This is a genomic window from Parapedobacter lycopersici (assembly GCF_040395035.1).
Classification (GTDB): domain Bacteria; phylum Bacteroidota; class Bacteroidia; order Sphingobacteriales; family Sphingobacteriaceae; genus Parapedobacter; species Parapedobacter lycopersici_A.
This window is the reverse complement of sequence record NZ_JBEBRB010000001.1, coordinates 20,045-45,974: the sequence shown is the minus strand read 5'-3', so window position 1 is coordinate 45,974 and position 25,930 is coordinate 20,045. Positions and strand designations below refer to the sequence as shown.

Genomic DNA, 25,930 nt, shown 5'->3' with positions numbered 1-25,930 from the left:
GCGAAAGAAATAATGATTACACAAGTAACGGAATCCCTATATAACCAACTCACCCGCGCATATGAGGAGGACCGCGCGGTGCAGGCACCGCATCCGCTCGGTGAACTGCGTAAGCTTGCTTTTGAGCGGTTTAAACAAACCGGTTTCCCTACAGTGAAATGGGAAGACTGGAAATATACCAATACGCAACCGCTCCTGAATCAGCCGTATACATTGGCCGGCGCAGATCAGCCCTTGCATGCAGACCTGGCATTGGCGGCCATTCCGGGGCTGGATGCCTATCGGATTGTATTGGTAGACGGTGTTTTTAGCGAAGCGCTGTCTGATTCGGTACCGGTAGCGGGGTTAACGGTGCTGCCCATGGAAAAGGCGATCGATGAATTGGCTTTTACCAAGCATTTTGCGGAATACGCCGATAAAACGGATAACCCTTTTGTTGCGCTGAATACGGCGCTGTTTAAATCCGGGGTTTTTATTTCACTGGCGCCTGATGCGGTGCTGGATAAACCGGTGCATATCATCCATGTGGCTGCAGCGGAGACACCGTTGTTCGCCCAGGTACGCAACCTGTACGTGGTTGGCCGGCATGCAGAAATGGAAATCATTGAGTCGCTGGTTACGGAAGGCGGTGCGACACAGTACCTGAACAACCACGTAAGTGAAATTGTGGTACATGAGGGAGGCAAATTGCAACACTATGCCCTGCAGGTAGCGGGTGAATCCGGCAATTACCTCAACCACATAGAAGTATACCAGGAGAAACACAGCCTGTATAATAATTATAACTGCAGTTTTCCCGGGGCATCCTTCGTCCGGAATAATATCAATGTCCGGTTGGATGCCAGTGAAGTAGAAAGCCACCTTTATGGCATTGCATTGACGGCGGGCAACCAGTTTGTGGATAACCATACCATCGTAGACCACCTCAAACCCCATTGCGAAAGCTACGAATGGTATAAGAATATTACGCAGGATACATCCACGGCGGTATTCAACGGCAAGATATTTGTCCGCGAGGATGCACAGAAAACAAACGCCTTCCAGCAAAACAACAATATGCTGATTGGTGAGCAGTCGGCGGTTTATACCAAACCGCAGCTGGAGATCTTTGCTGACGATGTAAAATGCAGTCACGGCTGCACAATCGGCCAATTTGACCCCGAAGCACTTTTTTACCTGCGGGCGAGGGGAATCAGCGAAGCACAGGCCCGGGTATTGTTGGTGCATGCCTTTGCTTTTGACGTGACCAGCCGCTTTGCCAACGATACGGTGCGGAAGTATGTAGAGCACCTCGTCGAAGAGGGACTTTAACCACACGGTATCGGGCAACTACCCCGCAATCCGGTCGGCACAATTCATGCCGTCAATGGCGGCGGAGACAATCCCGCCGGCATATCCGGCCCCTTCACCACAGGGATACAGTCCCTTTACCTGCGGATGCTGCAGGGTTTCTTTATCCCGGGGAATACGGACCGGAGAGGATGTGCGCGACTCTACACCCACTAATAAAGCCTCGTTGGTGTAATAACCTTTTATTTTTTTGCCGAACAGCGGAAGTGCCTGCCGAAGCGCGTCGTGTACGAAAGCGGGCAGCACTTCGGCCAGCGGTGCGCTTTTCGTACCGGGTTTGTAGGAGTTTTCCGGTAATGTGGCCGACAACTTCCCGGCTACAAAATCAACCATCCGCTGGGCAGGTGCCACGAGATTACCTCCACCTGCCTCGAAAGCGCGATGTTCAACGGCTTGTTGAAACTCGAGGAGCGCGAACGGATTTGTCGCGGCATCGGGAACATCGCCGAAATCAACCTGCACCACCGTGCCGGAGTTGGCATGCGGGTTATTGCGCCGGGAGGGCGACCAGCCGTTGACGACCACCTCACCGGCACCTGTAGCACATGGCGCAATGATGCCCCCGGGGCACATGCAGAAGGAGAATACCCCGCGTGAACCCACCTGTTCCACAATACTGTAATAAGCCGGAGGAAGGTGCGGGCCACGTACGTCACAATGGTACTGCGCCCGGTCAATTATTTCCTGCGGATGTTCGATCCGCACACCTAACGCAAACGGTTTGGCCTCCACCAGCCAGTTTTTCCGGCGGAACAACGCGAATATATCCCGGGCGGAATGTCCAGTGGCTACGATGACGTGGCGCGCCGCGAAGCGGTCGCCGGATACCAGCTCCACGCCGGCTACCTGCCCTGCCTGTTCCAATATATCGCAGACCTCGCTGTCGAACCGGATTTCGCCGCCATACGCCAAAATAGTTTGGCGTATGGCCTGGATGATGTGGGGCAGTTTATTGGTTCCAATGTGCGGACGGGCATCCACCAGAATGTCGGGCGGGGCGCCGTGGGCAACCAGGAACTGCAGCACCTGCTGCACATCGCCCCGTTTGTTCGACCGGGTATAAAGCTTTCCATCGGAATAGGTGCCGGCTCCGCCTTCCCCGAAACAGTAGTTGGAATTGGGATTTACGATGCCCTCTTTGTTCAGCAGTGCCAGGTCCCGGCGGCGTTCCTGTACCGATTTGCCGCGTTCCAACACGATGGGCCGCAACCCGCGCGCGATGCAGCGCAGCGCGGCAAAAAGGCCGGCCGGACCTGCACCGATAATAATTACCGGCGGGGCAGCTGCAACATTGGCATATGAAAAAAGGAACCTGTCAGGGACAGGCTGTTCGCCAATGAATACGACTACCCGGATCCGGTAGAGCACGTGCTTCGCACGGGCATCGATTGACCGTTTGCGTATTTTTATAGCAGTAATGTCGGAAACGGGAAGTTGAAGGGCTGCGGCGACCTGCTGGATAAGGTAACTTTCGTCCGCGATTTTATCCGGCGAAATGCCGAGTTCGATTTCTTTTTGCATGCTGGTGTGTCAGGTTTTTATCCCAAAGCGTAACAAAGGTATGGATTTTGCCGTCAAAGTAGTACATTCGTGTGATTAACATATGCTAAATCAAATCAATATGAAAAGATTATTTATCCTGATGGCGGGGGTGCTTACCGCATTGTCGTTCAGCTCCTGCGGGTACAACTCACTCGTTAACCTGGAAGAAAATGTAAAGGGCAAATGGGCCCAGGTGGAAAATGCCTACCAACGGCGGGCAGACCTGATCCCGAACCTGGTAAACACGGTTAAGGGAGCTGCTAATTTTGAACAGGAAACCCTTACCCAGGTAATTGAAGCCCGGGCAAAGGCTTCATCGGTTACGGTTGATCCGGAAAACCTGACACCGGAAGCGATCCAGCAGTTTCAGCAGTCGCAGGATGCGCTGTCGCAATCTCTGGGGCGCCTGCTGGTTACGGTTGAGCGCTATCCCGAGCTGAAGGCCAACCAGAACTTCATGGAATTACAGGCACAGCTGGAAGGTACGGAAAACCGGATCAGCACGGAGCGTAGGGCTTTCAACGAAGCTACGCAGGAATACAACTCCTCCGTGAGGCGGTTTCCGAATAACATTACCGCAGGCTTATTTGGTTTCAAGCAGAAAGGATATTTTGCCGCGGAAGCGGGAGCGGAACAGGCCCCCGAGGTACAATTTTAATTGTTGACCTGAAATGGAGTTGTTTACAGCAGAACAGCAGGAAAAGATTGTGCATGCCATCAGTGTGGCGGAGAACCATACGTCAGGGGAAATCCGCCTGGCGATAGAGCCGCGCTGCAAGGGTGAGGTGCTGGATCGCGCGGTATGGTATTTTCGCCGGTTGGGCATGGACCGAACGGCCCTCCGCAACGGGGTGTTGATTTACATGTCGGTGGAAGACCATCAGTTTGCGATTATCGGCGACCATGGAATCGACAGGAAAGTGCCTGCGGATTTCTGGGAAGAAACACGGGACCTGATGTTACAGGCATTCCGGAAGGACGACCTGGTACGTGGACTGATCGATGGTATTACGCATGCCGGCAAACAACTGCAGCAATTTTTCCCGCGTATGGAAGACGACATTAACGAACTGCCCAATGACGTCGTTTTCGGTAAAGGTGATGATTATGATGGCAAATAGGCAGGAGATGATGGGCAGACAGCGAAACATGTACCGACAGTTTATTTTTTTTCTGATACTGGTTACAGGCCTGTGCGGTGCCGTGTACGGGCAGGATTTTCCGCCGCAGCCCAACCGGCTTGTTAACGACTACACCAATACGCTGAATGCGGCACAGATCGCGCAGCTGGAACGGAAACTGGTTGCCTTCGACGACAGTACGTCGACCCAGATTGCGGTCGTGGTGATGCAGTCGACCGGCCAATATGATATCGCCGACTATGGTGTGCGGCTGGCGCAGCAATGGGGCATTGGCGGTAAGGAACACGATAATGGGATTTTGTTGCTGGTGGCGCTGGGAGACCGGGCGATGACCATCCAGACGGGATATGGCGTAGAAGGCGCTGTGCCCGATGCGATTGCCTATCGTATTATTGAAAACGAAATTAAGCCGGCTTTCCGGCAGGGCGACTACTTTACCGGCATCGACCGAGGTACGGACGCCCTGATATCCTATACCAAGGGTGAATACAAGGCGTCTCCGAAAAAATCAGCTAAAGGCAGTGGCTTCGGCGGCTTGCTTTTTTTGGTGATCGTGGTTGTAGTTATTATGGCGTTGGTAGGCCGTGGACGCGGTGGCGGCGGAGGCGGCGTAATGGATCGCCGTGGTACGTCGGACCTGCTGTGGTGGACATTGCTGAGCGGCCTGGGCCGTGGTGGCGGAGGCGGTGGCTTTGGTGGGGGTGGTGGCTTCGGCGGAGGCGGCGGTGGTTTCGGCGGCTTTGGTGGAGGAGGTTTTGGCGGTGGCGGAGCCAGCGGAAGGTGGTAATGGCAGGAGTGACACATATTAGCGCTCAAAAGCAGAATGAAATTAACAGGATCGTGATGAAACCTGCGGGGAGCTGTCGCTCAAAATGACGGGAGTAAAACAGCTCGTGCAAGCTTCATTAGCGATAAGAGACAAATGTACAGATGAAAAAAGGAGTATGGATTGCGCTGGCGTGTGTTCCGCTGGGTGTGATGGCGCAGGAAGATTTTACGGTAACGGGAAAAATCGGAACACGGCCGGAAAAAGTATATTTAAGCTACCAAACGGCAACCGGTATGGCGCTGGATTCGACGACGGTATCGCCCGAGGGTTTGTTTGAATTCCGAGGGAGCGTGGATGCGCCGTCGCGCGCGTTGGTGGTAAGCCTTCCCGAAACGGAGGAATCGATGCCCGACCGTAAGGAAATTTACCTGGAACGGGGCATCATCCGGATCACGTCAGCTGACTCGCTCACCCACGCAACGGTGAAGGGAGGGCGGGTAAACCGGGATTTCACAACCTACCAGATGCAATTGGCCGAACCGATGGCGAAGGTTACCGAAGTCAGAAGACAATATAATGCAGCTTCCAAGGAACAACAGCAGGATCCCGCTTTCCAGGCTGCGCTTTCTGCCCGGATGATGGCGATTATGGAAGAGCAGGAGGCGATTGATTTTCAATTCATAAAGAAACATCCCAAAAGCCCTTTAAGCCTTGACCTGTTGTATGTTTATGTAGAGAAACCCGGCAATCATGAACTGGTGGTGCCTAGTTTTAAACGGCTTTCGGCCAGACTTAAACGCACGGAAAAAGGACAGGTTATCAAGGAATTGGTGGCTAATATAGAACGCGTCGGTGTGGGAGCGGTAGCGCCGGAATTTGCCCAGCCTGATACGGCCGGGAATGAAATTGCACTCTCCTCCTTCAGGGGTAAATACGTATTGATCGATTTCTGGGCCAGCTGGTGCCTGCCCTGCAGGCACGAAAACCCGAATGTGGTGGCTGCCTACCAGCGGTTCAAGGACCGGAATTTTACCGTATTCGGCGTATCGCTGGATCGCCCGGGCGCAAAGGAAGCCTGGTTAAAGGCCATCCATACCGACGGCCTGCAGGACTGGGCCCATGTATCGGAATTGAAATGGTGGCAAACCAGCGTCGTGCAGCAGTATGCCATCAAAGGCATTCCCGCGAATTTCCTGCTGGACCCCGAGGGGAAGATTATTGCCAAAGACTTACGTGGCGAAGCGTTGCATGCAAAACTGGAAGAGCTGCTAAACTAACCGCTGACTGCCGCATTAAATCGACAGGATATCCACAATCCGGATCAGGTTTTCGTTGATGTTGCTGATGTGCTTAATGGCCTTGCTGAACGGGGTAAATTCAACCTGCCCGTGAATTAGCCCGGCCATTTCTCCTTTACGTCCGTTTAACAAACCCTCTACGGCAGCCACGCCGAGGCGGCTGGCCAGCACACGGTCCATACAGGTAGGGCTGCCTCCGCGCTGGATATGGCCCAGTATAGACACCCGGAGATCGTAGTGGGGGAAGCGGGCCTTAACCCGCTCGGCGACGGCAAACCCCCCGCCGGCGTCATCACCTTCAGCCACGATAATGATACGTGAGGCCTTGTTTTTTCGGGTCCGGTCGAGCCTGGCCATCATGGCTTCGTAGTCCACCTTGATTTCGGGAATAAGCACGCACTCCGCACCAACGCTGATGCCCGAACGCAGCGCAATTAAGCCGGAATCGCGGCCCATCACTTCCACGACAAATACCCGATCATGTGATTCGGCGGTGTCCCGGATCTTATCGACTGCTTCGATAACGGTATTGATTGCCGTATCGTATCCGATGGTAAAATCAGTGCCTGCAAGATCGTTGTCAATGGTACCAGGCAAACCGATGACCGGAATGTCGAACTCTTCAATGAACTTGGCGGCACCGGTAAACGTGCCATCGCCCCCGATAGCGACAAGGGCGTCAATGCCACGGGCGCGGAGGTTATCATACGCCTGTTTCCGGCCCGCGATCGTTCTGAATTCTTCGCTCCTGGCCGTTTTTAAGATGGTTCCCCCCCGTTGGATGATGTTGGCCACTGATTTGGCGTCCATCGGAAAGATGTCGTTATGCACCATGCCATCGTACCCGCGGCCGATGCCGAACACATTCAGGTTGTAATACAGTCCAGCCCGCACTACGGCCCTTATGGCGGCATTCATGCCGGGGGCATCCCCGCCGGAGGTAAATACTGCGATGTTCTTGATGTTGCTCATGCCAATCGTTCTTATTGCGTTTAATTTGCGCCGGCGGTGCCATGAAAGGCTGCCAGACCACTGTCCAGAAAATTAATGTAATTTTCGATATCTTCATTATAGGCCTGTGCAGGAACCAATTGATTCCCTTCCCCATCCACGATCACATAGTAAGGCTGCGCGTTGGCGCCGAAACGTGCGGCCTGGAAGTCCGACCACTTCTGGCCGACACGCCGGATTTTTTTTCCGCTGAACTCGGAGGTATACTGCTCTTCGGGAGTCAGTTCCGTGCGGTCATCGACGTATAATGATACCAATATGAAATCTTCCTTCAGGCGTTTCAGTACCCGGGGATCGGGCCACACCGACTCTTCCATCTTCCGGCAATTCACACAGCTCCAGCCGGTAAAATCGAGCAACAGGGGCTTATTCACCTGCTGTGAATGGGCCAGTGCCTGGTCGTAGTCGTAAAAGGCATCGATGCCGTGGGGTGCGTGGAACAGGTTGCCGTATTTTTTGGCAACGCCACTACCCGCCTGGGTTCCGCCGGTGGTATACATCGCCTGATGAAGATTGAAATCCTGCGTAGGTGATGGCGGCAGCCAGGCACTTAATGCCTTAAGCGGCGCTCCCCACATTCCCGGGATCATGTAAACGGTAAATGAAAGCACGGCGATGGCAATAAAAAGACGTGGGACGGATAAGAACGGCATATCGCTGTCATGCGAAAAGCGCAATTTGCCCAGCAGGTACAGTCCAAATAATCCGAAGATCACGATCCATATGGCCAGAAATACTTCGCGGTCCAGTATTCCCCAGTGATAGGCGAGATCAACGTTGGACAGGAATTTGAATGCCAATGCCAATTCGAGGAAACCCAGTGAAACCTTCACGGTATTGAGCCACCCGCCCGATTTAGGCATTTCCTTGAGCCACGAGGGGAAAAAGGCAAATAGCATAAAGGGGATGGCCAATGCGATCGAGAAGCCAAGCATGCCAATCGCGGGGCCCATCAATGCTCCCTTGGATACGGCTTCAACCAATAAATAGCCAATGATGGGTCCGGTGCAGGAAAAGGATACAAGGGCAAGCGTGAATGCCATAAAGAATAAACCCAGTAAGCCGCCCCGATTGGACTTCTCGTCCATTTTGTTGACAAAGCGTGAAGGTAGGGTGATCTCAAATGCGCCCAGAAAAGAAACTGCGAAAATGATAATAATGACAAAAAATATCAGGTTGAACCAGGCACTGCTGGCCGCCTCGTTGAGCGCGGATGCGCCGAAAAGCAGCGTCACCAGCATGCCGAGCGCAACATAAATGACAATGATAAAGACTCCGTATAACAGGGCATTGATAACGCCCTTGGACCTCGAACCGCTCCGTTTGGTGAAAAAAGACACGGTGAGCGGTACCATTGGATAAATACAGGGCATCAGGAAAGCCGCAAAACCACCAATAATCCCCGCAATGAAAATGCCCCAGAGGGTATCGGGAGCTCCGTCTGCCGGTGCTGCCGGCGATAGGGTTGCAGGAGACGATATGCCGGTTGCCGGTGCAACCGCCGTGTCCGTCGCGGGAGCAGTATCCTGTCCGTCGGTAAACTCGACGTCATCGAAACTGAGTAATGTGTCGGCTTGTCCGAATGCTGACGGTGCGGCCAGTACGGACATGGTAATGCTAAACAGTATAAGGAGGTTGAATAAGCGTTTCATGCCGGGAACCTGTTATTTTACTGCGATCGTAAATTCAACTTCATCCGGCGGCAGACACTGCGTGGCATTGCAGGCCATAAACTCCACCGTTCCTTTTACGGAGGTAGCACCTTTGGTTAATTTTACTTTTTGCTGGAAAACAACTTCATTTTCAAAATAAGCCACATCCATATCAAACACTTGTTCGTGCTTGGTTTTGGGTTTTGGTTCGGCCGGCTTGCCGATCAGTGAATAAGCATTGGATGGCGTGAACGCAAAGGATGTCGGTATAGGGCCGCCTTCTCCCAGGTGTTGTGAATAAATATACCAGCCCTTATTCATCGTGGCCTTCATAAAGACAACTGCTTCAGTATCGCTTATTTTTTTTGCACCGAACTGCCACTTAACGGGTTTCAGTAGTTGGGCCGTGGCGCCGCTTACTGCAAATAATAGAATAACGGAAGCAAAAAGGATTTTTTTCATGATATGGGACAATATTAATCGTTTGCAAACTAATGGAACATAACGTTTGGGATGCAGCGCTGTGCATCAAGGCTGATATTGCCGGGCAACCGATACTGGAGTCGCAAAATTACGAATTAAAGATTAAAATACGAATTCCACCTCTTTAATGTCAAAGGCCGCTACATGGCCGTTAAAATCGATCATGAGCTTGCCTGTCTCGGTCACGCCGCACAATATACCCGTTACCTGTACGCCGTCAATCAGAAAGGGATGGGTCTCCCCCAACCGGTACAGCCGTTGCTTGTATTGCGCCAGCTGGGCCTCATGCCCCCCGCTTTTTAGTGCCAGGTACTCCTGTTCCAGGTAGTTGCAAAGATCGGACAATAATTCAGGGATATTGCTATCCCTATGTAAAAATTGTTTGATGGAACAGGGTCGGCGGGCGGCCCCGACGGGAAAATCCGTTTGGTTGACGTTAATGCCGATTCCGACGATAGCCGACTTCCACGTCTGGCCTTTGAGCATATTTTCGACTAAAATACCGGCAATTTTTCGTCCGTCAACATAACTGTCGTTCGGCCATTTTATACTAACGGGGTGCTGCAATACAGATTCCAGCCAGCGGGCGAGCGCCAGGCTAATGGCTACCGTTAAACGGAATTGGTTGCCGGGGTGCAGGAACACCGGATTGAACAGTACGCTAAAGGTCAGGTTTTTTCCCGCCTCGCTATGCCAGACAGCTCCTTTCTGTCCGCGACCCGCAACCTGCTCGACTGCCATTATTACAGTCCCTTCGACAACTGGCGTGGATTTTGACAGTTCAGCCTTGAGGTATTCGTTTGTCGAATCCACGGAGGGTAAGGTAATAACATTTTGTCCAACAAATAATCCCAAAATTGTGTTACTTTGCAATACGGTTAATATAGTGGGTAATTTTGCTCAAAACTATAACAATTTTTAATGGTAAAAAATAAAAAATCAGGCCTGTCTACCCATTTATCCGAGGTTGTTATACACGGAATGCAGGAAAAGAAGGGAAATGAAATTGCGCGGCTTGATTTGAGGAATATCCATAGTTCTCTTGCTGATTATTTCGTTATTTGCCACGCTGATTCTGCGGTTCAGGTGCATGCTTTGGCGAGGAGTGTGGAAGAAGAAGTATATAAAGTATTAAAACAAGAACCCTGGCGAAAAGAAGGGTTGGAACATGGAGAGTGGATTCTGCTGGATTTTGTAGACGTGGTGGTCCATATATTCAAAACTGACAAACGCAAACACTTCGGCATCGAAGACCTATGGGGCGATGCTGAAACGGAGTATTATCAAAGTGCATAAGCTAAGTAAACGAAAACGATAAGGAAAGAAATGTCGAACGGAGCTGATAGAATGAAGCGAGTACCCACGAAAAAGGTTACGCCAAAGCCACCGAAATTTAATATCATGTGGCTGTGGATTGCAATGATTTTGGGCTTTTTTGCCCTTCAATATATATTTAGTGACGAACAGGCCAAGCAAATTACTTATCAGGAATTTGAGAAGAATATGCTGCAGTCGGGCGATGTAGACCGGCTGGTGGCTTATAAGCAGAACGACCTGGTATTTGTTGAGGTGTATATCAAGAAAGACCGGCTGACCGATGCCAAGTACGAAGATGTACGGCCTAACCCTAATTCCCTGCTCCTCGCGCCGAGTTCGGGACCGAATTATTATTTTACCGATGGTTCCTATGATGCATTGGAGCGGAAACTCAATGCCGCACAGGAGAGCCTGGACCCCAGTGACCGGGTATCCCTGAAACTGGAAGACCGGACCAATGCGTGGACGGGATGGATTTTTTCCATCATGCTTCCGCTATTGCTGATTATTGTGTTCTGGGTTTTTATTATGCGGCGTATGGGCGGTGGTGGAGGTGGCCCCGGCGGCCAGATTTTCAATATAGGAAAATCGAAAGCCACCCTGTTTGACAAGGAATCGCAAGTGGCCATTACGTTCAATGATGTTGCCGGACTGGAAGAAGCCAAGCAGGAGGTAATGGAAGTGGTAGACTTCCTCAAAAACCCGAAAAAATATACGAACCTGGGGGGTAAGATACCCAAAGGTGTGCTGCTCGTCGGCTCACCGGGTACCGGAAAAACATTACTGGCGAAGGCCGTAGCCGGCGAAGCACAGGTGCCATTTTTCTCACTGTCGGGATCGGACTTCGTGGAGATGTTTGTCGGCGTTGGCGCATCCCGGGTGCGTGACCTTTTCCGGCAGGCAAAGGATAAAGCACCGTGTATCATTTTTATTGATGAGATCGATGCCATTGGCCGGGCACGTGGAAAAAACAGTGTCATGGGCGGAAATGATGAGCGGGAAAATACGCTGAACCAGTTGCTGGTGGAAATGGACGGCTTTGGTACGGATTCCGGAATCATCATTATGGCGGCCACTAACCGGCCGGATGTACTGGACTCCGCCCTGTTGCGCCCGGGGCGTTTTGATCGGCAGATATCCATCGATAAGCCGGATCTCGTTGGCCGGGAGCAGATCTTTAAGGTACACCTTAAGCCGTTGAAATTGGCCGCTGAGGTCGACGCCAAAAAACTGTCAGCCCAGACACCGGGTTTTGCCGGCGCTGAAATTGCCAACGTCTGTAACGAGGCGGCACTGATTGCGGCACGGCGGAATAAGACGGCAATTGATATGCAGGACTTCCAGGATGCCATTGACCGCGTGATCGGCGGACTGGAGAAGAAAAATAAGATTATTTCGCCTGAAGAGAAACGCATCGTTGCCTATCACGAAGCGGGGCATGCGATTGCTGGATGGTTCCTTGAACATGCGGATCCACTGGTGAAGGTATCCATTGTTCCCCGTGGGGTTGCTGCGCTGGGTTATGCGCAATACCTGCCTAAAGAGCAGTTCCTTTATACGACCGAACAGCTGGTGGATGGGATGTGTATGACCATGGGTGGACGGGTTGCCGAGGACATCACATTTGGCAAAATATCCACCGGAGCGCAGAATGACCTGGAACGGATTACGAAGCTTGCCTACGCTATGGTTGCCGTATATGGCATGAATCATCGGGTAGGGAACGTATCGTTCAACGACAATCAGGAAACGCAGTTCCATAAGCCGTATTCGGAGAAGACAGCGCAGTTGATCGACGATGAAGTGCGGCAACTTATATCGGACATTTACGAAAAGACCAAAAAACTGTTACTCGAAAATCAGGCCGGCCTCATCGCCCTCGCGGAGAAACTGCTGGAGAAAGAAATTCTTTTCCAGTCCGATCTGGAGGAAATTTTAGGTAAACGTCCATTTGACCACCGTACCACGTATGATGAGTTCGTGAACGGAAACCACGACGAAGGTGACCAGAGTAAGGCTGCCGAGGGTATGATCCACGAGGGCGTGGAGGATCACTCGGATACATTCGAAAATGGGCCGTCCAGCCCCAATCCCGAAGACGAAGAAGTCAACCGTAAGGTGGAGTAGTCCTGCCGGTACGGTTGTTTAAATAACACCCGCTTTGCAGAAAAATACCAAGCATACCACATCGAAGGAGCTGATGCTGAAGAAAGTCCGGCAGGCATTGCTTCAGAAGCGGGAGCATCCGTACCCCAGCTTTGAGGAAACATCCCTGTATCCGGAAGATGAAGAGTCTATCGATATCCGGTTTGCGCATCAGTTTACGGCGATTGCCGGGCAGTTTGTGTACTGTGAAGACGAACTGCAGCTGATTGAGAATCTGGTGCTGCTGGCCGAAAAGGAAAAGCTGCGCAAAATGTACGCCTGGGAACCGCATATCCAGGAACTGCTTGCCCGTTATGATTTTCCTGTTTACGTTACCGATCAGGATTTCACCGATGCGGAGGCTGGCATCACCGCCTGTGAAGCACTCGTTGCCCGTTCGGGCAGCATATTGGTAAGTAATGGAAATGCTGCCGGACGGCGATTAGGCATCTATCCCCACATCCATATTGTAATCGCGTTTACTTCGCAGCTGGTGTGGGACATCAAAGATGGGCTGGCACTTGTAACGCAACGGTATGGCGATCGGCTTCCTTCCATGATCAACCTGATTACCGGTCCCAGCCGGACTGCAGATATCGAAAAGACGCTCGTTATGGGCGCACACGGCCCAAAAAGCCTTTACCTGTTTCTACTGGAAGGATAATCAACCGCGGATACATCGCATTGTGTTGCTAAAAATATTAGTATATTTGTGTGATGGATACCATACAGAATACTACATATTTTAAAGGCAGGGGTGCACAGGTTAACACCCATAACAAATTCGCAGCTAATCGCTACGTGGCCGAGCACGTGGAGGGACTGGACGAGGAATTCCTGGAGCATTCAGATACCCAGCTTATTGAAGAACATCCAAAGAAAATCATCAGCGTCAGTGACAGTCCGGATCTGCGTATGGCGTATTCCGTTAATCCATACCAGGGATGTGAACACGGGTGTATTTATTGCTACGCCCGCAACGCGCATGAATATTGGGGGTATAGCGCCGGGCTGGATTTCGAGCGGAAGATCATCGTCAAGCGGAACGCGGCGACCCTATTGGAAAAGCAGTTCAACGCCAAAGGGTATAAGCCGTCGGTGATCATGCTTTCGGGGAATACAGACTGCTATCAGCCGGTTGAACGCAAGCTGAAAATTACCCGTTCCATTCTGCAGGTGATGCTGGATTACAGGCACCCGGTTTCCATCATCAGCAAAAATAACCTTGTATTGCGTGACATTGATCTGCTGGCCGAACTAGCCCGGCTACAGCTTGTTCACGTAGCCGTCACCCTCAACTCCCTGAATGAGGAACTGCGCATGAAAATGGAACCGCGGACGGTCACCGCCAGGGGAAGGCTTACTGTAATGCGGAAACTGAGTGATGCAGGCATACCGGTCATGCTCATGTGTGCACCCATCGTCCCCGGGCTGAATAGCAACGAAATGCCGGCGGTTATTGAGGCCGCGGCTGCTCACGGCGCCCGGGCTGCCTCGTATACCATTGTCCGGCTGAACGGTGCGATTGGCGAACTGTTCGTGGACTGGGTGCATAAGGCTTATCCTGAACGCGCGGAAAAAGTGCTCCACGGCATCGCGGCCTGCCACGGCGGAAAGCTCAACGACAGTCGATGGGGTGTCCGGATGCGTGGTGAAGGCAAAGAGGCCGATAGCATTAACCAGCTGTTCCGGCTCGGCCTGAGCCGCTATATGCCCGATGCGGGTTTGCCGCCGCTCCGCTTGGATTTGTTTACTCCGCGTACCGGGCGGCAGCTGGAACTTTTTTAATAGCCGGATTTTTTTGTTATTTTCGACAGCTTAAGCAGTTTTAATGGAACAATACCTGATCGGAACTCCGGTGGCCAGCATTATTTTTGCCTTTACCATCGCCACCAGCATTTATACATTTTCAAATCATCAGTTTTATGAACGGTTTATGCTGCATCCCTTCACGGTAAGCAAGGGGAAACAGTTACATACATTGCTGACCAGCGGACTGATTCACCGCGATTGGGGACACCTGCTGTTCAATATGCTGACCTTTTATTTTTTCGGCTTTTCGTTGGAGGCTTTACTGGCAAACCTGAGCAGCTGGGGACATTTGCAGTTTGCGATTATCTATGTACTTGGACTGGTGCTGAGCGACGTGGGTACGGTGTATAAAGAACGGAATAACCCTTCCTATTACAGCCTGGGTGCCTCCGGCGCAATATGTGCAGTGCTGTTCAGCTTCATTCTATTTGATCCGAAAATGATGCTGGGTGTATTCCTGATTATTCCTATGCCTGCCTGGTTGTTCGGGATCCTGTTCCTGGGTTATTGTGTCTGGGCTTCAAAGAATGCACGGGACGGCATTAATCACGATGCCCACTTTTACGGGGCTGTTTTTGGCATCGTACTTACCATACTTTTTTATCCCTGGGTTATCCAGCATTTTATCGAACAATTTGCGTAACCGCGTCGTGTTTGCTTAACGCTCGTTTCCTACACCGACCAGTTGTATCTGATCCCGGATTCGCTGTAAAATCATATTACGTCCTATTGGAATCTTGTAATTAATAGTTACATTAGTAGTCCGTTATAACCAATTTAAAGGCCTGCCAATGCATACGTTAGCGTTTTCAGATTACCTGGTTTTTTTGACCTATTTTATTGTTGTTTCAGGATATGGCTTATGGATTTACTACCGTAAGAAGGCCAAAGCGCTGAATACGAAAGATTACTTTCTGGCTGAGGGGTCGCTTACCTGGTGGGCCATCGGCGCTTCGCTGATTGCGTCCAACATCTCTGCCGAACAGTTTATCGGCATGAGTGGCGACGGGTTCAAGTTGGGGCTGGCCATCGCGGCCTATGAGTGGCTGGCGGCGGCGACGCTGCTTATTGTAGCCGTGTTTTTTATCCCTGTTTACCTCAAAAACAAGATCTATACTATGCCGCAGTTTCTCGCGCAGCGGTATAACGGAACGGTGAGTACCATTATGGCCGTGTTTTGGCTGCTTTTGTATATCGTTGTTAACCTGACTTCAATCCTTTACCTGGGTGCGCTGGCCGTTTCTTCCATTTCGGCGATCAACTTCAACGTATGCATGTACGGGATTGCCATTTTTGCTATATTCATTACCCTGGGGGGGATGAAAGTGATCGGTTATACAGATGTCTTACAGGTGCTGGTACTAATCCTGGGTGGGCTGGCTACTACTTACCTGGCCTTGGATATGGTGGCCGACCATTATCAAACAACGGGTATATGGAAGGGGCTGGGCCTGCTGTATGAAAAAGCCCCGTCACATTTTGACATGATTTTCACCAAAGACCAGGAACATTACATTAGTTTGCCCGGGCTGTCCGTATTAATAGGAGGTATGTGGATTGTCAACCTTAACTACTGGGGATGCAATCAATACATCACCCAACGTGCTTTGGGTGCCGACCTGAAGACGGCGCGGAACGGCATTCTCTTTGCCGCGTTTCTGAAGATGCTGATGCCGGTTATTGTGGTATTGCCCGGTATCGCGGCATGGGTGCTGTATAGCGAAGGGTTCTTCCAGGCGGATATGCTGGTAAACGGCATTGTCCGCGCAGATAAGGCTTATCCTGTATTGCTCAACCTACTCCCTGTGGGCCTTAAGGGACTGGCTTTTGCGGCGCTTACTGCTGCGGTTGTTGCTTCATTGGCCGGAAAATCCAATAGCATAGCCACGATTTTCTCACTGGACATTTATAAGAAATTGTTTGATAAAGAAGCCGACGAACGAAAGCTCGTCAATATTGGAAAGATTACCATTGTATTTACCATGGTGTTGGCTGTGATTATTGCCCCGCACTTGGGGATTGAAAAGGGTGGATTTCAGTATATCCAGGAATATACGGGTTTCGTATCGCCCGGTATCTTTGCCATGTTTATTCTTGGATTCTTTTGGCGGAAGACAACCTCCAATGCAGCCCTTTTTGCTACAATAGGTGGCTTTGCCCTATCGGTGGTCCTGAAGTTTATCCCCGACTGGGTAAACCTGGACTTCTTATATCCTTATGGTTTTGCGGTACCCAACGGCTCGGGTGTTTATGAAATCCCGTTTATTGACCGGATGGGGTTTGTCTTTGTATTCTGCGTGATTGGTATGTACCTGATCAGTGTGTGGGAAAACAGACGGGGTATCGTGCCGAATGGACTCCAGGTAGACCGCAATATGTTTAAGGTACACCCGGCTTTTCTCGCCGGTTCGTTAATCATCGCCGGATTGCTGGTTGCTATTTATACCATTTTCTGGTAGTACTGTTAATTTGCCCAGTTCTCCCGGTCAAGGCTGCGCAGCTGGATGGCTTCAGCCAGGTGTTCGGTCGTTATTCCTCCACTTCCCGCCATGTCGGCAATGGTACGTGATACTTTCAGTATGCGGTCGTATGCTCTCGCCGAGAGTCCCAGCCGTTCCATAGCTGTTTTCAGCAACGCCTGTCCGGCATTGTCAATCGAGCAGATGTCACGTACCAGCCGCGACCCCATCTGGGCATTGCAATGGATATGGGGATAAGCACTGAACCGCCGTGTCTGTATTTTCCGTGCACACACAACCCGCTCGCGTATCGTTGCACTTTTTTCTGTTTTTTGTGGCGTTGTCATTGCATTGAAATCAACCGGGGTTACTTCAATATGGAGATCGATACGGTCCATTAAAGGGCCGGATATCCGGCCCAGGTATTTATGTACCATTCCGGGATGGCATACGCATGTTTTTTCCGGGTGGTTATGAAATCCGCATGGGCAGGGATTCATGGCCGCGATCAACATAAAACTCGCCGGATACACCACTGCGAAGCGGGCGCGGGATATCGCGATCTGCCGCGACTCCAGCGGCTGGCGCAGCACTTCCAGTACGGCCCGCCTGAATTCGGGCAATTCGTCCAGAAAAAGCACGCCGTTGTGCGATAACGAAATTTCCCCCGGCTGCGGATTGGCCCCGCCACCTACCAGCGCAACGTCACTAATGGTGTGATGCGGCGAACGGAATGGCCTACCGGTCATCAGCGCTGTAGTGTCGGTCAGTTTACCCGATACCGAATGTATTTTCGTGGTCTCCAGTGCTTCTTCAAAACTTAACGGGGGTAGTATAGTTGGCAGCCGTTTGGCAAGCATTGTTTTTCCTGATCCGGGCGGACCGATCAGCACGGCATTATGCCCGCCGGCAGCAGCAATTTCCAACGCCCGTTTGATGTGTTCCTGCCCCCTGACATCGGCAAAGTCACTGTCGTAATGATCCGTTTTTTTCAGAAAAAGGGAGTCGTTATCCACGGCTAGCGGGTCGGGTCGGCTGGCACCGGCGATGAAGTCGGCTACTGCTTTTATGTTTTTCATGCCGTACACCTCCAGGTCGCTAACCACGGCGGCTTCACGGGCATTAGCCTCGGGTAACAGCATGCCCTTGAACCCGTCCTCTCGGGCCTGTATAGCAATGGGCAACGCTCCCTTTATTGGCTGTATGGTGCCGTCGAGCGACAGCTCACCCAATATGAGGAATGACGCCAATTTATCGGAAACAAGCTGGCCGGAAGCGGCCAGTATGCCAATGGCAATGGCTAGGTCGTACGCAGATCCTTCCTTGCGGATATCGGCAGGGGCGAGATTAATGACAATCTTCTGCCTTGGCATCCGGAATCCGGATGCAGTTAATGCACTTTCAACCCTGCGGAGACTTTCCTTAACGGCATTGTCGGGCAGCCCGACGATGTAATACTTAATTCCCGCGGAAATATGGACTTCCACGGAAACCGTAGTGGCCTCAATGCCCTGTACGGCACTCCCATAAGTTTTAATAAGCATAGGTTTAGCTGATATTTTCCCTAAAGCTAAGGAAAAAAGGCTAAAAGAAAAAAACGGGGGAAACGAAACAGGGCTGTGCGCCGCTTGGCTTAATTTTGGTGCTGTTTCTCTTCGTATTGCTGCAGGGCTCCTTCCGCCATTTCACGCGCATGATCACGTAACTGATAGATTTTCTCACTATCTGCTTCGTCAGCTGCTTGCGCCTGGGACTGCATAATGGCCTGCCGCACATCATATAGCCAGAGCATTGTATTCATGAGCAGCGCCATGAGTCCAATAAACAACAGTAACTCAACGGTGCCAATATGCTGGAAAGATAACGCGAAGCCGATAATCAGCAGATTGAAACCCGAAAGCACCAACGTGGCCTGCGTATGATTCATACCCGTGTCCAGCAGCCGGTGATGCAGGTGATTGCGGTCGGCTATAAATGGCGACTTACCCTGAGATAGGCGGATTACGACTACCCGCAGGGTGTCAAATATCGGAATAATGAGGATGGCGATAGCCACCGCCGGCACCGACTGCACAAATGAATCGGCCAGCCCGACATCCTGCGCTTTGTTCAGCTCAATAAACTGGATAGCCAATACGGAAATGATAAACCCAATGGTATAGGCACCGGCATCCCCCATAAAAATACGGGCCCGGCCAGCGTTGTAACGTAAAAACCCTAAAATAGAACCTGCCATGCTTATTGCAAGCAGCGCCAGGCCGTGCTCCTCCATCCGGAAAAAAACATAGCCGAACGTCAGGCTCACAATCACGCTTACGCTGCCCAGCAATCCATTGATGCCATCAATGAGGTTAAATGCATTGATGATAAATACGATGAGCAAGCTCGAAAACAGGTAACTGACCACGGGATGGATATCCTGAATGCCAAATACCCCGTAAAAGCTTGTCAGCCGAATATCGGCGAAATAGACAACAATCAGCGCAGTAATGGATTGGGCAAGGAATTTTTTATAAGGATTCAATGCAGCTAGGTCGTCTTTCAAGCCCACCAAAAAAATGAGCAGACCCGATGCAAAGATGTAATTGGCATAAGGCAAGAGGTTGCCGGAGATGCATAGGCAAGCGGTAAAAGCGAAAGACGTCAATACGGCAATTCCTCCCAGATTCGGCGTACGATACTTGTGTATCTTCCGTTCCTCGAGTGCCGGATCATCAAACAGGCGCTTCTGATACGCCAGTTTGATCATCGAAGGAACCGCGTACAACGTGATCACGCACGAAAACAAAAAAGAAAAAATGACCAAGTAAATGTCTATCATATAAAATGGTGTAATCGTACGGTTTTCCGCCACAAAGATAAGGTAAATAACAATGCCCGCATCTTTGGACTTTTAAATTATTTCTCTTCTGTAATATTGTCAGCACGCAATATTTATGCCACGAATGATTAATGCGTCAGGCACATAGACAAATGCGGATACGGGCCGATGTTTTTCGTTTTTTGGCAAACGATTTGCTTATTTGTTTGTATATTTAGCAAGGAGCTGTCTTAAAAGCCATACGCCGTCCGTCAGCTAGCCCGGTGTTAACCGATGCGGTGGTTAGGTATAAGAGATATGCTGAATCAAACATAAAAAACGACTTGTATTCAATTCAAAACACAATAAGTTATGAGTGATAACACGAAAGTAGTAGCAGCATTGCTGGCCGGATTAGCTGCAGGAGCAGCACTAGGAATTTTGTTTGCACCTGACAAGGGATCTGAGACGCGTGACAAACTGAATGATTCATTAAAAGACCTCGGTGATGCATTGAAGGAACGCAGTGCGGAACAAATGGATCACCTGAATGATTTCAAAGAAAAGATGCTGGCGATGGTGAAAACCAAGTTGAGCAAAAATGCGCACACCGTTGAGGAGGCGCTGGAAGAGCACGCCTGAATATAGAAAGGGGCTCGGCCCTATGCCACGAGTGGCACAGGCAGCGATAGTTTCTTCGGGGCTGTTCCATGGGCATGCTATGCAGATTAAGTAGCGCGTAGCATCCCGTATCATCTGAATCAGTACTACCTTGACCCAAGCAAATGGAGGATAAAAAGTTTTCGATTAAGGGCGTATTTCAAAAGAGCAAGGAATACATTGACACGCGATTTAAGCTGGCCAAACTCCGGTTGGTGGAGCGTTCTTCGCGGCTTATCGCCAGCTTACTCGTCGACGGTATTAAAGCAGTTTTTGCCATCTTCGTCATTTTCTTTCTGAGTTTGGCGCTTGGTTTCTATCTGAGTGAGCTGCTGGGCAGCTCTTCATTAGGATTTTTGGCCACCGGTGGTATTTTCGTATTGCTCATCATATTGGTCTCACTCGTTGAAAGCCGCTTGGAACGCCTATTTATGAACCTCTCCATTAAGCGTTTTCTGCAGAAATGGAATGATGAAATAACCGAAGACGATGAGCAAGGAAAGCAAAATTAAGAACCTGGCGGATCTGCGGCTGGAAATAGACCGGCTTAAAGTACTCGCCCGGGAACAGGAGAGTTATCTGAACGATCAATACATACTATTCAACGAGAAGATTGAGGCGCCTGTCCGGTTTATTAAGTCGGCCATCTCCTGGGTACCGGGGGTCGATCTGGCCAAGGGCGTCTTTGCGAAACGCAAAGGCGATGAAGACTGGATCACCAGGGTGCTCCGGATCGGTTTTCCGGTAATCCTTAACCGCTTTTTCCTACGCAGGGCGGGATTCATTAAACGGGCATTGGTGACACTGCTTTCCCAGCAGGCGGCAAGTGTGTTAAACAAAGATACGCTGGCCGGGCTAATTGATAAGGTAACGCATTTTATCCAACCGGCGAAACGAAAAAAAGGCAGGGCCAGGCATACTGATTACGGAATTCCACCCGACAGCGAAACCTATTGATCGCCAAATCGTTTCAGGAAGTCGCTGTACGCCAGCTTAATGCCTGCTTTCAGGCCAACTGTATGATGCCATCCCAATTCATGCAGTCTGCTCACATCCATTAATTTGCGGGGCGTCCCGTCCGGCTTCGACGTGTCAAACAGTAGGTCGCCAGAATATCCCACAATATCCTGTATCATATGTGCCAGTTCGCGGATACTGATGTCGGCACCCGTCCCGATATTGATCAACTCCGGGCTATCGTAACGTTCCATCAAAAATACACAAGCATCTGCCAGGTCGTCCGAAAAAAGAAATTCGCGTTTTGGCGTGCCGGTACCCCAGATGGTCACGCTGGGCTGATTGCTGCGCTTTGCTTCGTGGAAGCGCCGAATCAATGCGGGTAGCACGTGCGCGTTTTCGGGATGGTAATTATCCTGATAACCGTACAGGTTTGTAGGCATCACCGATATAAAATTACAGCCATACTGATCGTGGTAGGCCTGGCAGAGCTTAATGCCGGCAATTTTGGCAATGGCATATGGCTCATTGGTGGGCTCTAGCAATCCGGTTAACAGGTACTCTTCCCGGATCGGCTGGGGGGCGAACTTCGGATAGATACAGCTGGAACCCAGAAATAGTAATTTTCTGACACCCTGGACATATGATTCATGGATGACATTGTTCTGGATGGCCAGGTTTTCATAGAGGAAATCTGCCCGGTAGGTGTTATTTGCCCATATACCACCCACTTTGGCCGCCGCCAGGAACACGTAATCCGGCTTTTCCATGGCGAAGAATCCGGCAACGGCCTGCTGGTCGCGCAGATCCAGTTCTGCAGAGGTACGCAGAACGAAATTGCGGAATCCCATTCCACTTAATTTTCGATGGATAGCCGAACCAACCATACCCCGATGGCCCGCGATGTATATTTTAGCCTCTTTTTCCACAAGTACCCTTTTGATACAAAAATAGCCAATTTGTTCGGTATACGCGACCCGAAAAAGTGCGCACGGCAACGTCGGCGGGAAAACTTTTTTTAGCCGGAATATAAGCCTATTTTTGCGCCATATTTATGGGAAAGGACAAATTACGCAAGTTTGCAGAAATTAATTCGTTTGGCAATGTCTTTCAGCTGGACGAAGGCAGGGAATTAAAGGGCCAGTGGGCATCCGGTTACTTTGGCAATGCAAATCCCCTGGTGCTTGAATTGGCCTGCGGTAAGGGCGAGTACACCGTGAATATGGCAAAGCTGTTCCCCGAGAAAAATTTCATCGGCGTTGATTACAAAGGCAACCGCATCTGGCGCGGCGCGAAGACGGCGCTGGAAGAACACATTCCAAATGTCGCGTTTCTCCGTATTCAGATTGAAACGCTGCTCGACTATTTCGATCGCGGGGAGGTGGATGAAATCTGGATTACGTTCCCTGATCCACAGCCGCAGCAAAGCCGGGAAAAAAAGCGACTGACGGCTCCGCCTTTTTTGGCACGGTACCAGCAGGTGCTCCGCCCCGGCGCAGACATGCACCTAAAAACCGACAACGATGGGCTGCATGCATACACACTGGAAAAGTTAACCGAGCTTGGGTTGGAGCCATTAGTGCAAACGACGGACCTTTACCATTCCGGCTTTGTTGATGAGGTGCTCGCGATCAAAACCTATTATGAACGGAAATACCTTGCCAGCGACAAAAACATCAATTACCTGAAATGGCGTTTTACCGGTGACGATAAAATCACTTCTTCAGAAAAGCAAAAAACACAGCCAGTATAATAAGCGCAAAGGCGACGGCATGATTCCAAGCGATCCGTTCCGTCTTGAATAACAGTAGGGCAAATACCAGAAAAATCCCGATGGAAAGCGCCTCCTGCACGATTTTGAGCTGCATAAGACTAAACGGCCCGCCGTTTCCGCGGAAGCCCAGCCGATTGGCCGGAACCTGAAAAGTATATTCCACCAGTGCGATTGCCCAGCTGATGAGAATAATCGCGAAGAGCCCGAGGCTTTTACCCCATTCCATGTCCTTAAAACGCAGATGGCCATACCAGGCCAATGTCATAAACACGTTTGATGCACATAGCATCAGAATGACCAAGAGGGCGCGCATCGTATGTAGTGGTGGGTTAAAGCGATGAAGACGGCATTGCCTGTTGTTTGTGTTTGCGCTTGCTGAGTTTCTCCGTATTGACTGGCTGCGGCAGTTTAACATAATATCCCGTACCATCATAGGGGCGCTTCCTGGGATGCGTTGTACAGGTATCCGAACAGCACCCCTCCATGCTCCACCCACAGGCTTCGCATTGGGTGAAGTGCTCGTTGCATTCCGGATTGGCGCAGTTAATCATCCGGTCGGTCGGCGCCCCGCAGTTCAGGCATTGTGAAATAACCTTTGGGTTAACGTGGTTCACGTCGACGGTTACCCGGTTATCAAAAACATAGCATTTACCGTCAAAGTCTTTTCCGCCGGCCTCCTTGCCATATTTGATAATGCCGCCATGCAGCTGATATACGTCCTTAAATCCTTCCTTCAGCAGCAGTGCGGAGGCCTTTTCACATTTAATTCCGCCGGTACAGTAGGTGAGGATTTTTTTATCCCGATACTGTGCAAGCTCATTGATCTTCTGGGGGAATTCACGGAAGTTTTCGATATCGAGTGTTACGGCATTCTTAAACCGACCGACCTGGTGTTCGTAGTTGGAGCGTACATCCAGCACAATCACGTCATCACGGTCTTTCATCTCCATAAATTCAGCAGGCTCCAGGTGTTTGCCTGTTTCCGTATTGGGGTCAATGACTTTCGGGTCGCGTAGTCCGGAATGCACAATCTCCGGTTTGTAACGACAGTGCATTTTAATGAATGACGGCTGGTCAACCTCGTCAATCTTGAAGTCTGTATGTGCGAACCGCTCGTCGGCATGTATCGCATCCATATACGTACGGCACGCTTCGGGGGTACCGGAAACCGTACCATTCAGGCCTTCGTCGGCAACAATAATCCGGCCGACCAGGTTGAGGGATTGACAGAATAAGAGGTGATCCGCGGCAAACTGTTCCGCATGGGCAATCGGGCTGTAGCAATAATACAGCAGGGTCTGGTATTTTTTCATGAGTTCATTGATACCGCTGCAAACGGCGTTTAATGTTTAATCGGCTACAAAAGTACGGAATATCAGGAAAAATACACAATCAACTAACATCCAGGTCGAAAGTGCTTCCGTCCGGCCAATGTCCGTGCAATTCGTGCAATTCCGGCTGTTTTTCCCGGCCGTGCAGCGTGATTACCTGGCCAACAGCAACCTGGCTTGGGAACCCCAGCCGCCAATAAAGACATCCGGCAGCCCATCACCGTTCAGATCGCCGACGGCAATCCCCCAGCTTCTTCCTACGGTGGTTTTGGGAATTACCTCGCCGGTTACATCGGTGAAATTTCCCTTGCCGTCGTTACGGTAGGCGTGTACCTGCATGGCTTCGAACGGCGGAATTTTCATCGCACTCAGCAACAGGTCTGGATGTCCGTCCCGGTCAATATCAAAAGGTGCAGCTGCGTAAGTGGAAAAGGTATTCTCGGGCAGTTGCGATTCGGTTACATCGGTAAAGCGGGCATTACCATCATTAAGCAACAACCGTGTCCGCGGATCCTTATCACGCTCCCCACCATTGCTGGTCAGGTTGGCAAATACGATATCCAGGTCCCCATCATTGTCGACATCAAAAACGAGTACTTCACGCGTATGCAGGGATGTGGGTAAGTCCAACTGATCGGCGTGTTCGGTGAAGCGACCCTGGCCATCGTTGAGCAGCAGCCGGTTGGGAGGTACTTCATTGCCGATTACCATATCCAGATCGCCGTCACCGTCCAGGTCCGCAAGTTTAATGCTCTGCGTCTGGTCGTCGACCGCGGGCAGGTGTGTGTTCGTTCGGTCGATGAAGTAACCCGGTCGGTCAGGGTCGTTGATCCAGAGGAAATTCCGGGCAGCCGCCCCCGAATTTCCAACGACGATATCCGGCAGGCCATCACCATTCACGTCGCCCACGTCGAGTCCATTTCCTTCGCTTTTGGCAGGTAACCTGTCGCTTACATCGCGGAAGGTACCATCGCCATTGCCCAGGTAATATTCGTGGTTCTGGTCATCCTCGGCAACGAAGATGCAATCGAGGATACCGTCATTATCCAAGTCCGCAACCCGGATATGCTCCATATCGTGGGATACCTCGGTGAAAGCTCCCTTTTTCCAAGTCAGCGTTCCATTTCCATTGTTTATATACAGGCGGTTGGGTGCGGCCTCCAGTGCCAGGATCACATCCAGGTCGCCATCGTTATCCACATCAGCCAGCGCTGCATCCAGCGCGTGGGCGTCCGGATCGGCAGGCACATGAGTAGCCGTCACGTCGCGGAAGTAAGCTGTTTCGTCGGATTGCGCAGCCGCGCAGCCATAAAGGCAGGTCATTGCCGCACCAATGAAAAATATATTTTTTGAGGCTATCCGGGGGAGATGAATTGTATTCATGGTCGTTGAGATTGGTGCGTTTCCGTTATTACGCAAAAGTAAATA

Annotated in this window: 26 protein-coding genes; 15 read left to right on the top strand and 11 right to left on the bottom strand. The window is 50.9% G+C overall.

What is annotated here, in order from left to right; all coding sequences use genetic code 11:
- The first annotated feature begins 12 nt into the window (after nt 1-12).
- A complete protein-coding gene (gene sufD / locus ABWO75_RS00220; RefSeq protein WP_353181351.1) occupies nt 13-1,311 on the top strand; it encodes a Fe-S cluster assembly protein SufD in 1,299 nt (432 codons plus the stop codon).
- A gap of 18 nt (nt 1,312-1,329) precedes the next feature.
- On the opposite strand, the gene ABWO75_RS00215 is transcribed toward sufD, so the two are convergent.
- On the bottom strand, nt 1,330-2,871 hold the full coding sequence (locus ABWO75_RS00215; RefSeq protein WP_353181349.1) for an NAD(P)/FAD-dependent oxidoreductase: 1,542 nt from the start codon (nt 2,869-2,871) through the stop codon (nt 1,330-1,332).
- Between the two features lie 100 nt (nt 2,872-2,971).
- Between ABWO75_RS00215 and ABWO75_RS00210 the strand changes: the two genes are divergently transcribed.
- From ABWO75_RS00210 to ABWO75_RS00195, 4 genes are all read left to right on the top strand, one after another.
- Complete coding sequence (locus ABWO75_RS00210; RefSeq protein WP_257657350.1) at nt 2,972-3,550, top strand: LemA family protein; 579 nt, start codon at nt 2,972-2,974, stop codon at nt 3,548-3,550.
- A gap of 13 nt (nt 3,551-3,563) precedes the next feature.
- Nucleotides 3,564-4,013: a TPM domain-containing protein gene (locus tag ABWO75_RS00205; protein ID WP_353181347.1), complete on the top strand. Its 450-nt coding sequence runs from the start codon at nt 3,564-3,566 to the stop codon at nt 4,011-4,013.
- Nucleotides 4,014-4,041: 28 nt separating this feature from the next.
- A complete protein-coding gene (locus ABWO75_RS00200; protein ID WP_502922388.1) occupies nt 4,042-4,821 on the top strand; it encodes a TPM domain-containing protein in 780 nt (259 codons plus the stop codon).
- Between the two features lie 143 nt (nt 4,822-4,964).
- Nucleotides 4,965-6,080, top strand: a complete 1,116-nt coding sequence (locus ABWO75_RS00195; protein ID WP_353181345.1) for a redoxin domain-containing protein — start codon at nt 4,965-4,967, stop codon at nt 6,078-6,080.
- A gap of 15 nt (nt 6,081-6,095) precedes the next feature.
- Here the strand turns inward: ABWO75_RS00195 and pfkA are convergent, their stop codons facing one another.
- The 4 genes from pfkA to ABWO75_RS00175 all read right to left on the bottom strand — a co-directional run bounded on the left by pfkA (nt 6,096) and on the right by ABWO75_RS00175 (nt 10,102).
- Entirely contained in the window at nt 6,096-7,073 is a 978-nt protein-coding gene (pfkA, locus tag ABWO75_RS00190; protein ID WP_353181343.1) for a 6-phosphofructokinase, read from the bottom strand.
- A 20-nt stretch (nt 7,074-7,093) separates the two neighbouring features.
- Entirely contained in the window at nt 7,094-8,764 is a 1,671-nt protein-coding gene (locus ABWO75_RS00185; RefSeq protein ID WP_353181341.1) for a protein-disulfide reductase DsbD family protein, read from the bottom strand.
- A 12-nt stretch (nt 8,765-8,776) separates the two neighbouring features.
- The gene (locus ABWO75_RS00180; protein WP_353181339.1) at nt 8,777-9,226 is read right to left on the bottom strand and encodes a protein-disulfide reductase DsbD N-terminal domain-containing protein; all 450 of its coding nucleotides are present in this window, start codon (nt 9,224-9,226) and stop codon (nt 8,777-8,779) included.
- Nucleotides 9,227-9,349: 123 nt separating this feature from the next.
- Entirely contained in the window at nt 9,350-10,102 is a 753-nt protein-coding gene (locus ABWO75_RS00175) for a biotin--[acetyl-CoA-carboxylase] ligase (RefSeq protein ID WP_353181337.1), read from the bottom strand.
- A gap of 66 nt (nt 10,103-10,168) precedes the next feature.
- Between ABWO75_RS00175 and rsfS the strand changes: the two genes are divergently transcribed.
- The 6 genes from rsfS to ABWO75_RS00145 all read left to right on the top strand — a co-directional run bounded on the left by rsfS (nt 10,169) and on the right by ABWO75_RS00145 (nt 16,980).
- The gene (gene rsfS, locus ABWO75_RS00170) at nt 10,169-10,543 is read left to right on the top strand and encodes a ribosome silencing factor (protein ID WP_353181335.1); all 375 of its coding nucleotides are present in this window, start codon (nt 10,169-10,171) and stop codon (nt 10,541-10,543) included.
- A 30-nt stretch (nt 10,544-10,573) separates the two neighbouring features.
- Nucleotides 10,574-12,691, top strand: coding sequence for an ATP-dependent zinc metalloprotease FtsH (gene ftsH / locus ABWO75_RS00165; RefSeq protein WP_502922387.1), 2,118 nt, complete (start codon nt 10,574-10,576; stop codon nt 12,689-12,691).
- 34 nt (nt 12,692-12,725) lie between these two features.
- Nucleotides 12,726-13,373 (top strand): LutC/YkgG family protein, encoded by a 648-nt coding sequence (locus ABWO75_RS00160; protein WP_353181333.1) that lies wholly within the window; start codon nt 12,726-12,728, stop codon nt 13,371-13,373.
- A gap of 53 nt (nt 13,374-13,426) precedes the next feature.
- Nucleotides 13,427-14,497: a PA0069 family radical SAM protein gene (locus ABWO75_RS00155; RefSeq protein ID WP_353181658.1), complete on the top strand. Its 1,071-nt coding sequence runs from the start codon at nt 13,427-13,429 to the stop codon at nt 14,495-14,497.
- 43 nt (nt 14,498-14,540) lie between these two features.
- Nucleotides 14,541-15,164 (top strand): rhomboid family intramembrane serine protease, encoded by a 624-nt coding sequence (locus tag ABWO75_RS00150; protein ID WP_353181331.1) that lies wholly within the window; start codon nt 14,541-14,543, stop codon nt 15,162-15,164.
- A 148-nt stretch (nt 15,165-15,312) separates the two neighbouring features.
- Nucleotides 15,313-16,980, top strand: a complete 1,668-nt coding sequence (locus ABWO75_RS00145) for a sodium/sugar symporter (RefSeq protein ID WP_353181329.1) — start codon at nt 15,313-15,315, stop codon at nt 16,978-16,980.
- 5 nt (nt 16,981-16,985) lie between these two features.
- On the opposite strand, the gene ABWO75_RS00140 is transcribed toward ABWO75_RS00145, so the two are convergent.
- Entirely contained in the window at nt 16,986-18,524 is a 1,539-nt protein-coding gene (locus ABWO75_RS00140; RefSeq protein WP_353181327.1) for a YifB family Mg chelatase-like AAA ATPase, read from the bottom strand.
- 89 nt (nt 18,525-18,613) lie between these two features.
- Nucleotides 18,614-19,801, bottom strand: a complete 1,188-nt coding sequence (locus ABWO75_RS00135) for a glycosyltransferase family 4 protein (RefSeq protein ID WP_353181325.1) — start codon at nt 19,799-19,801, stop codon at nt 18,614-18,616.
- A 351-nt stretch (nt 19,802-20,152) separates the two neighbouring features.
- Here ABWO75_RS00135 and ABWO75_RS00130 point away from each other — a divergent pair, with 351 nt between their 5' ends.
- The 3 genes from ABWO75_RS00130 (at nt 20,153) to ABWO75_RS00120 (ending at nt 21,397) form a co-directional block, all read left to right on the top strand.
- Entirely contained in the window at nt 20,153-20,422 is a 270-nt protein-coding gene (locus ABWO75_RS00130; protein ID WP_257657336.1) for a YtxH domain-containing protein, read from the top strand.
- 143 nt (nt 20,423-20,565) lie between these two features.
- A complete protein-coding gene (locus ABWO75_RS00125) occupies nt 20,566-20,952 on the top strand; it encodes a phage holin family protein (protein ID WP_353181323.1) in 387 nt (128 codons plus the stop codon).
- Nucleotides 20,930-21,397 (top strand): hypothetical protein, encoded by a 468-nt coding sequence (locus ABWO75_RS00120; RefSeq protein WP_353181321.1) that lies wholly within the window; start codon nt 20,930-20,932, stop codon nt 21,395-21,397. The genes ABWO75_RS00125 and ABWO75_RS00120 overlap by 23 nt, the downstream gene beginning before the upstream one ends.
- Here the strand turns inward: ABWO75_RS00120 and fcl are convergent.
- Nucleotides 21,391-22,326 (bottom strand): GDP-L-fucose synthase, encoded by a 936-nt coding sequence (fcl, locus tag ABWO75_RS00115; protein ID WP_353181319.1) that lies wholly within the window; start codon nt 22,324-22,326, stop codon nt 21,391-21,393. The genes ABWO75_RS00120 and fcl overlap by 7 nt on opposite strands.
- Before the next feature lie 125 nt (nt 22,327-22,451).
- On the opposite strand from fcl, the gene trmB reads away from it, so the two are divergent.
- A complete protein-coding gene (gene trmB, locus ABWO75_RS00110; protein ID WP_353181317.1) occupies nt 22,452-23,150 on the top strand; it encodes a tRNA (guanosine(46)-N7)-methyltransferase TrmB in 699 nt (232 codons plus the stop codon).
- Here the strand turns inward: trmB and ABWO75_RS00105 are convergent.
- From ABWO75_RS00105 to ABWO75_RS00095, 3 genes are all read right to left on the bottom strand, one after another.
- Nucleotides 23,113-23,484, bottom strand: a complete 372-nt coding sequence (locus ABWO75_RS00105; protein ID WP_353181315.1) for a DMT family protein — start codon at nt 23,482-23,484, stop codon at nt 23,113-23,115. The genes trmB and ABWO75_RS00105 overlap by 38 nt on opposite strands.
- 16 nt (nt 23,485-23,500) lie before the next feature.
- Nucleotides 23,501-24,484 (bottom strand): oxygen-dependent tRNA uridine(34) hydroxylase TrhO, encoded by a 984-nt coding sequence (gene trhO, locus ABWO75_RS00100; RefSeq protein WP_353181313.1) that lies wholly within the window; start codon nt 24,482-24,484, stop codon nt 23,501-23,503.
- Nucleotides 24,485-24,655: 171 nt separating this feature from the next.
- A complete protein-coding gene (locus ABWO75_RS00095; protein WP_353181311.1) occupies nt 24,656-25,885 on the bottom strand; it encodes an FG-GAP repeat domain-containing protein in 1,230 nt (409 codons plus the stop codon).
- Nucleotides 25,886-25,930: the final 45 nt, after the last annotated feature.

Coding starts and splice junctions, on each gene's coding strand:
- ABWO75_RS00180 (WP_353181339.1), bottom strand. CDS start 9,226: ATGAAAAAAATCCTTTTTGCTTCCGTTATTCTATTATTTGCAGTAAGC.
- ABWO75_RS00095 (WP_353181311.1), bottom strand. CDS start 25,885: ATGAATACAATTCATCTCCCCCGGATAGCCTCAAAAAATATATTTTTC.
- ABWO75_RS00195 (WP_353181345.1), top strand. CDS start 4,965: ATGAAAAAAGGAGTATGGATTGCGCTGGCGTGTGTTCCGCTGGGTGTG.
- ABWO75_RS00135 (WP_353181325.1), bottom strand. CDS start 19,801: ATGATAGACATTTACTTGGTCATTTTTTCTTTTTTGTTTTCGTGCGTG.
- rsfS (WP_353181335.1), top strand. CDS start 10,169: ATGGTAAAAAATAAAAAATCAGGCCTGTCTACCCATTTATCCGAGGTT.
- ABWO75_RS00145 (WP_353181329.1), top strand. CDS start 15,313: ATGCATACGTTAGCGTTTTCAGATTACCTGGTTTTTTTGACCTATTTT.
- ABWO75_RS00205 (WP_353181347.1), top strand. CDS start 3,564: ATGGAGTTGTTTACAGCAGAACAGCAGGAAAAGATTGTGCATGCCATC.
- pfkA (WP_353181343.1), bottom strand. CDS start 7,073: ATGAGCAACATCAAGAACATCGCAGTATTTACCTCCGGCGGGGATGCC.
- ABWO75_RS00185 (WP_353181341.1), bottom strand. CDS start 8,764: ATGAAACGCTTATTCAACCTCCTTATACTGTTTAGCATTACCATGTCC.
- ABWO75_RS00140 (WP_353181327.1), bottom strand. CDS start 18,524: ATGCTTATTAAAACTTATGGGAGTGCCGTACAGGGCATTGAGGCCACT.
- ABWO75_RS00130 (WP_257657336.1), top strand. CDS start 20,153: ATGAGTGATAACACGAAAGTAGTAGCAGCATTGCTGGCCGGATTAGCT.
- ABWO75_RS00120 (WP_353181321.1), top strand. CDS start 20,930: ATGAGCAAGGAAAGCAAAATTAAGAACCTGGCGGATCTGCGGCTGGAA.
- sufD (WP_353181351.1), top strand. CDS start 13: ATGATTACACAAGTAACGGAATCCCTATATAACCAACTCACCCGCGCA.
- ABWO75_RS00210 (WP_257657350.1), top strand. CDS start 2,972: ATGAAAAGATTATTTATCCTGATGGCGGGGGTGCTTACCGCATTGTCG.
- ABWO75_RS00105 (WP_353181315.1), bottom strand. CDS start 23,484: ATGCGCGCCCTCTTGGTCATTCTGATGCTATGTGCATCAAACGTGTTT.
- trhO (WP_353181313.1), bottom strand. CDS start 24,484: ATGAAAAAATACCAGACCCTGCTGTATTATTGCTACAGCCCGATTGCC.
- ABWO75_RS00155 (WP_353181658.1), top strand. CDS start 13,427: ATGGATACCATACAGAATACTACATATTTTAAAGGCAGGGGTGCACAG.
- ABWO75_RS00200 (WP_502922388.1), top strand. CDS start 4,042: ATGTACCGACAGTTTATTTTTTTTCTGATACTGGTTACAGGCCTGTGC.
- trmB (WP_353181317.1), top strand. CDS start 22,452: ATGGGAAAGGACAAATTACGCAAGTTTGCAGAAATTAATTCGTTTGGC.
- ABWO75_RS00150 (WP_353181331.1), top strand. CDS start 14,541: ATGGAACAATACCTGATCGGAACTCCGGTGGCCAGCATTATTTTTGCC.
- ABWO75_RS00215 (WP_353181349.1), bottom strand. CDS start 2,871: ATGCAAAAAGAAATCGAACTCGGCATTTCGCCGGATAAAATCGCGGAC.
- ftsH (WP_502922387.1), top strand. CDS start 10,574: ATGTCGAACGGAGCTGATAGAATGAAGCGAGTACCCACGAAAAAGGTT.
- ABWO75_RS00125 (WP_353181323.1), top strand. CDS start 20,566: ATGGAGGATAAAAAGTTTTCGATTAAGGGCGTATTTCAAAAGAGCAAG.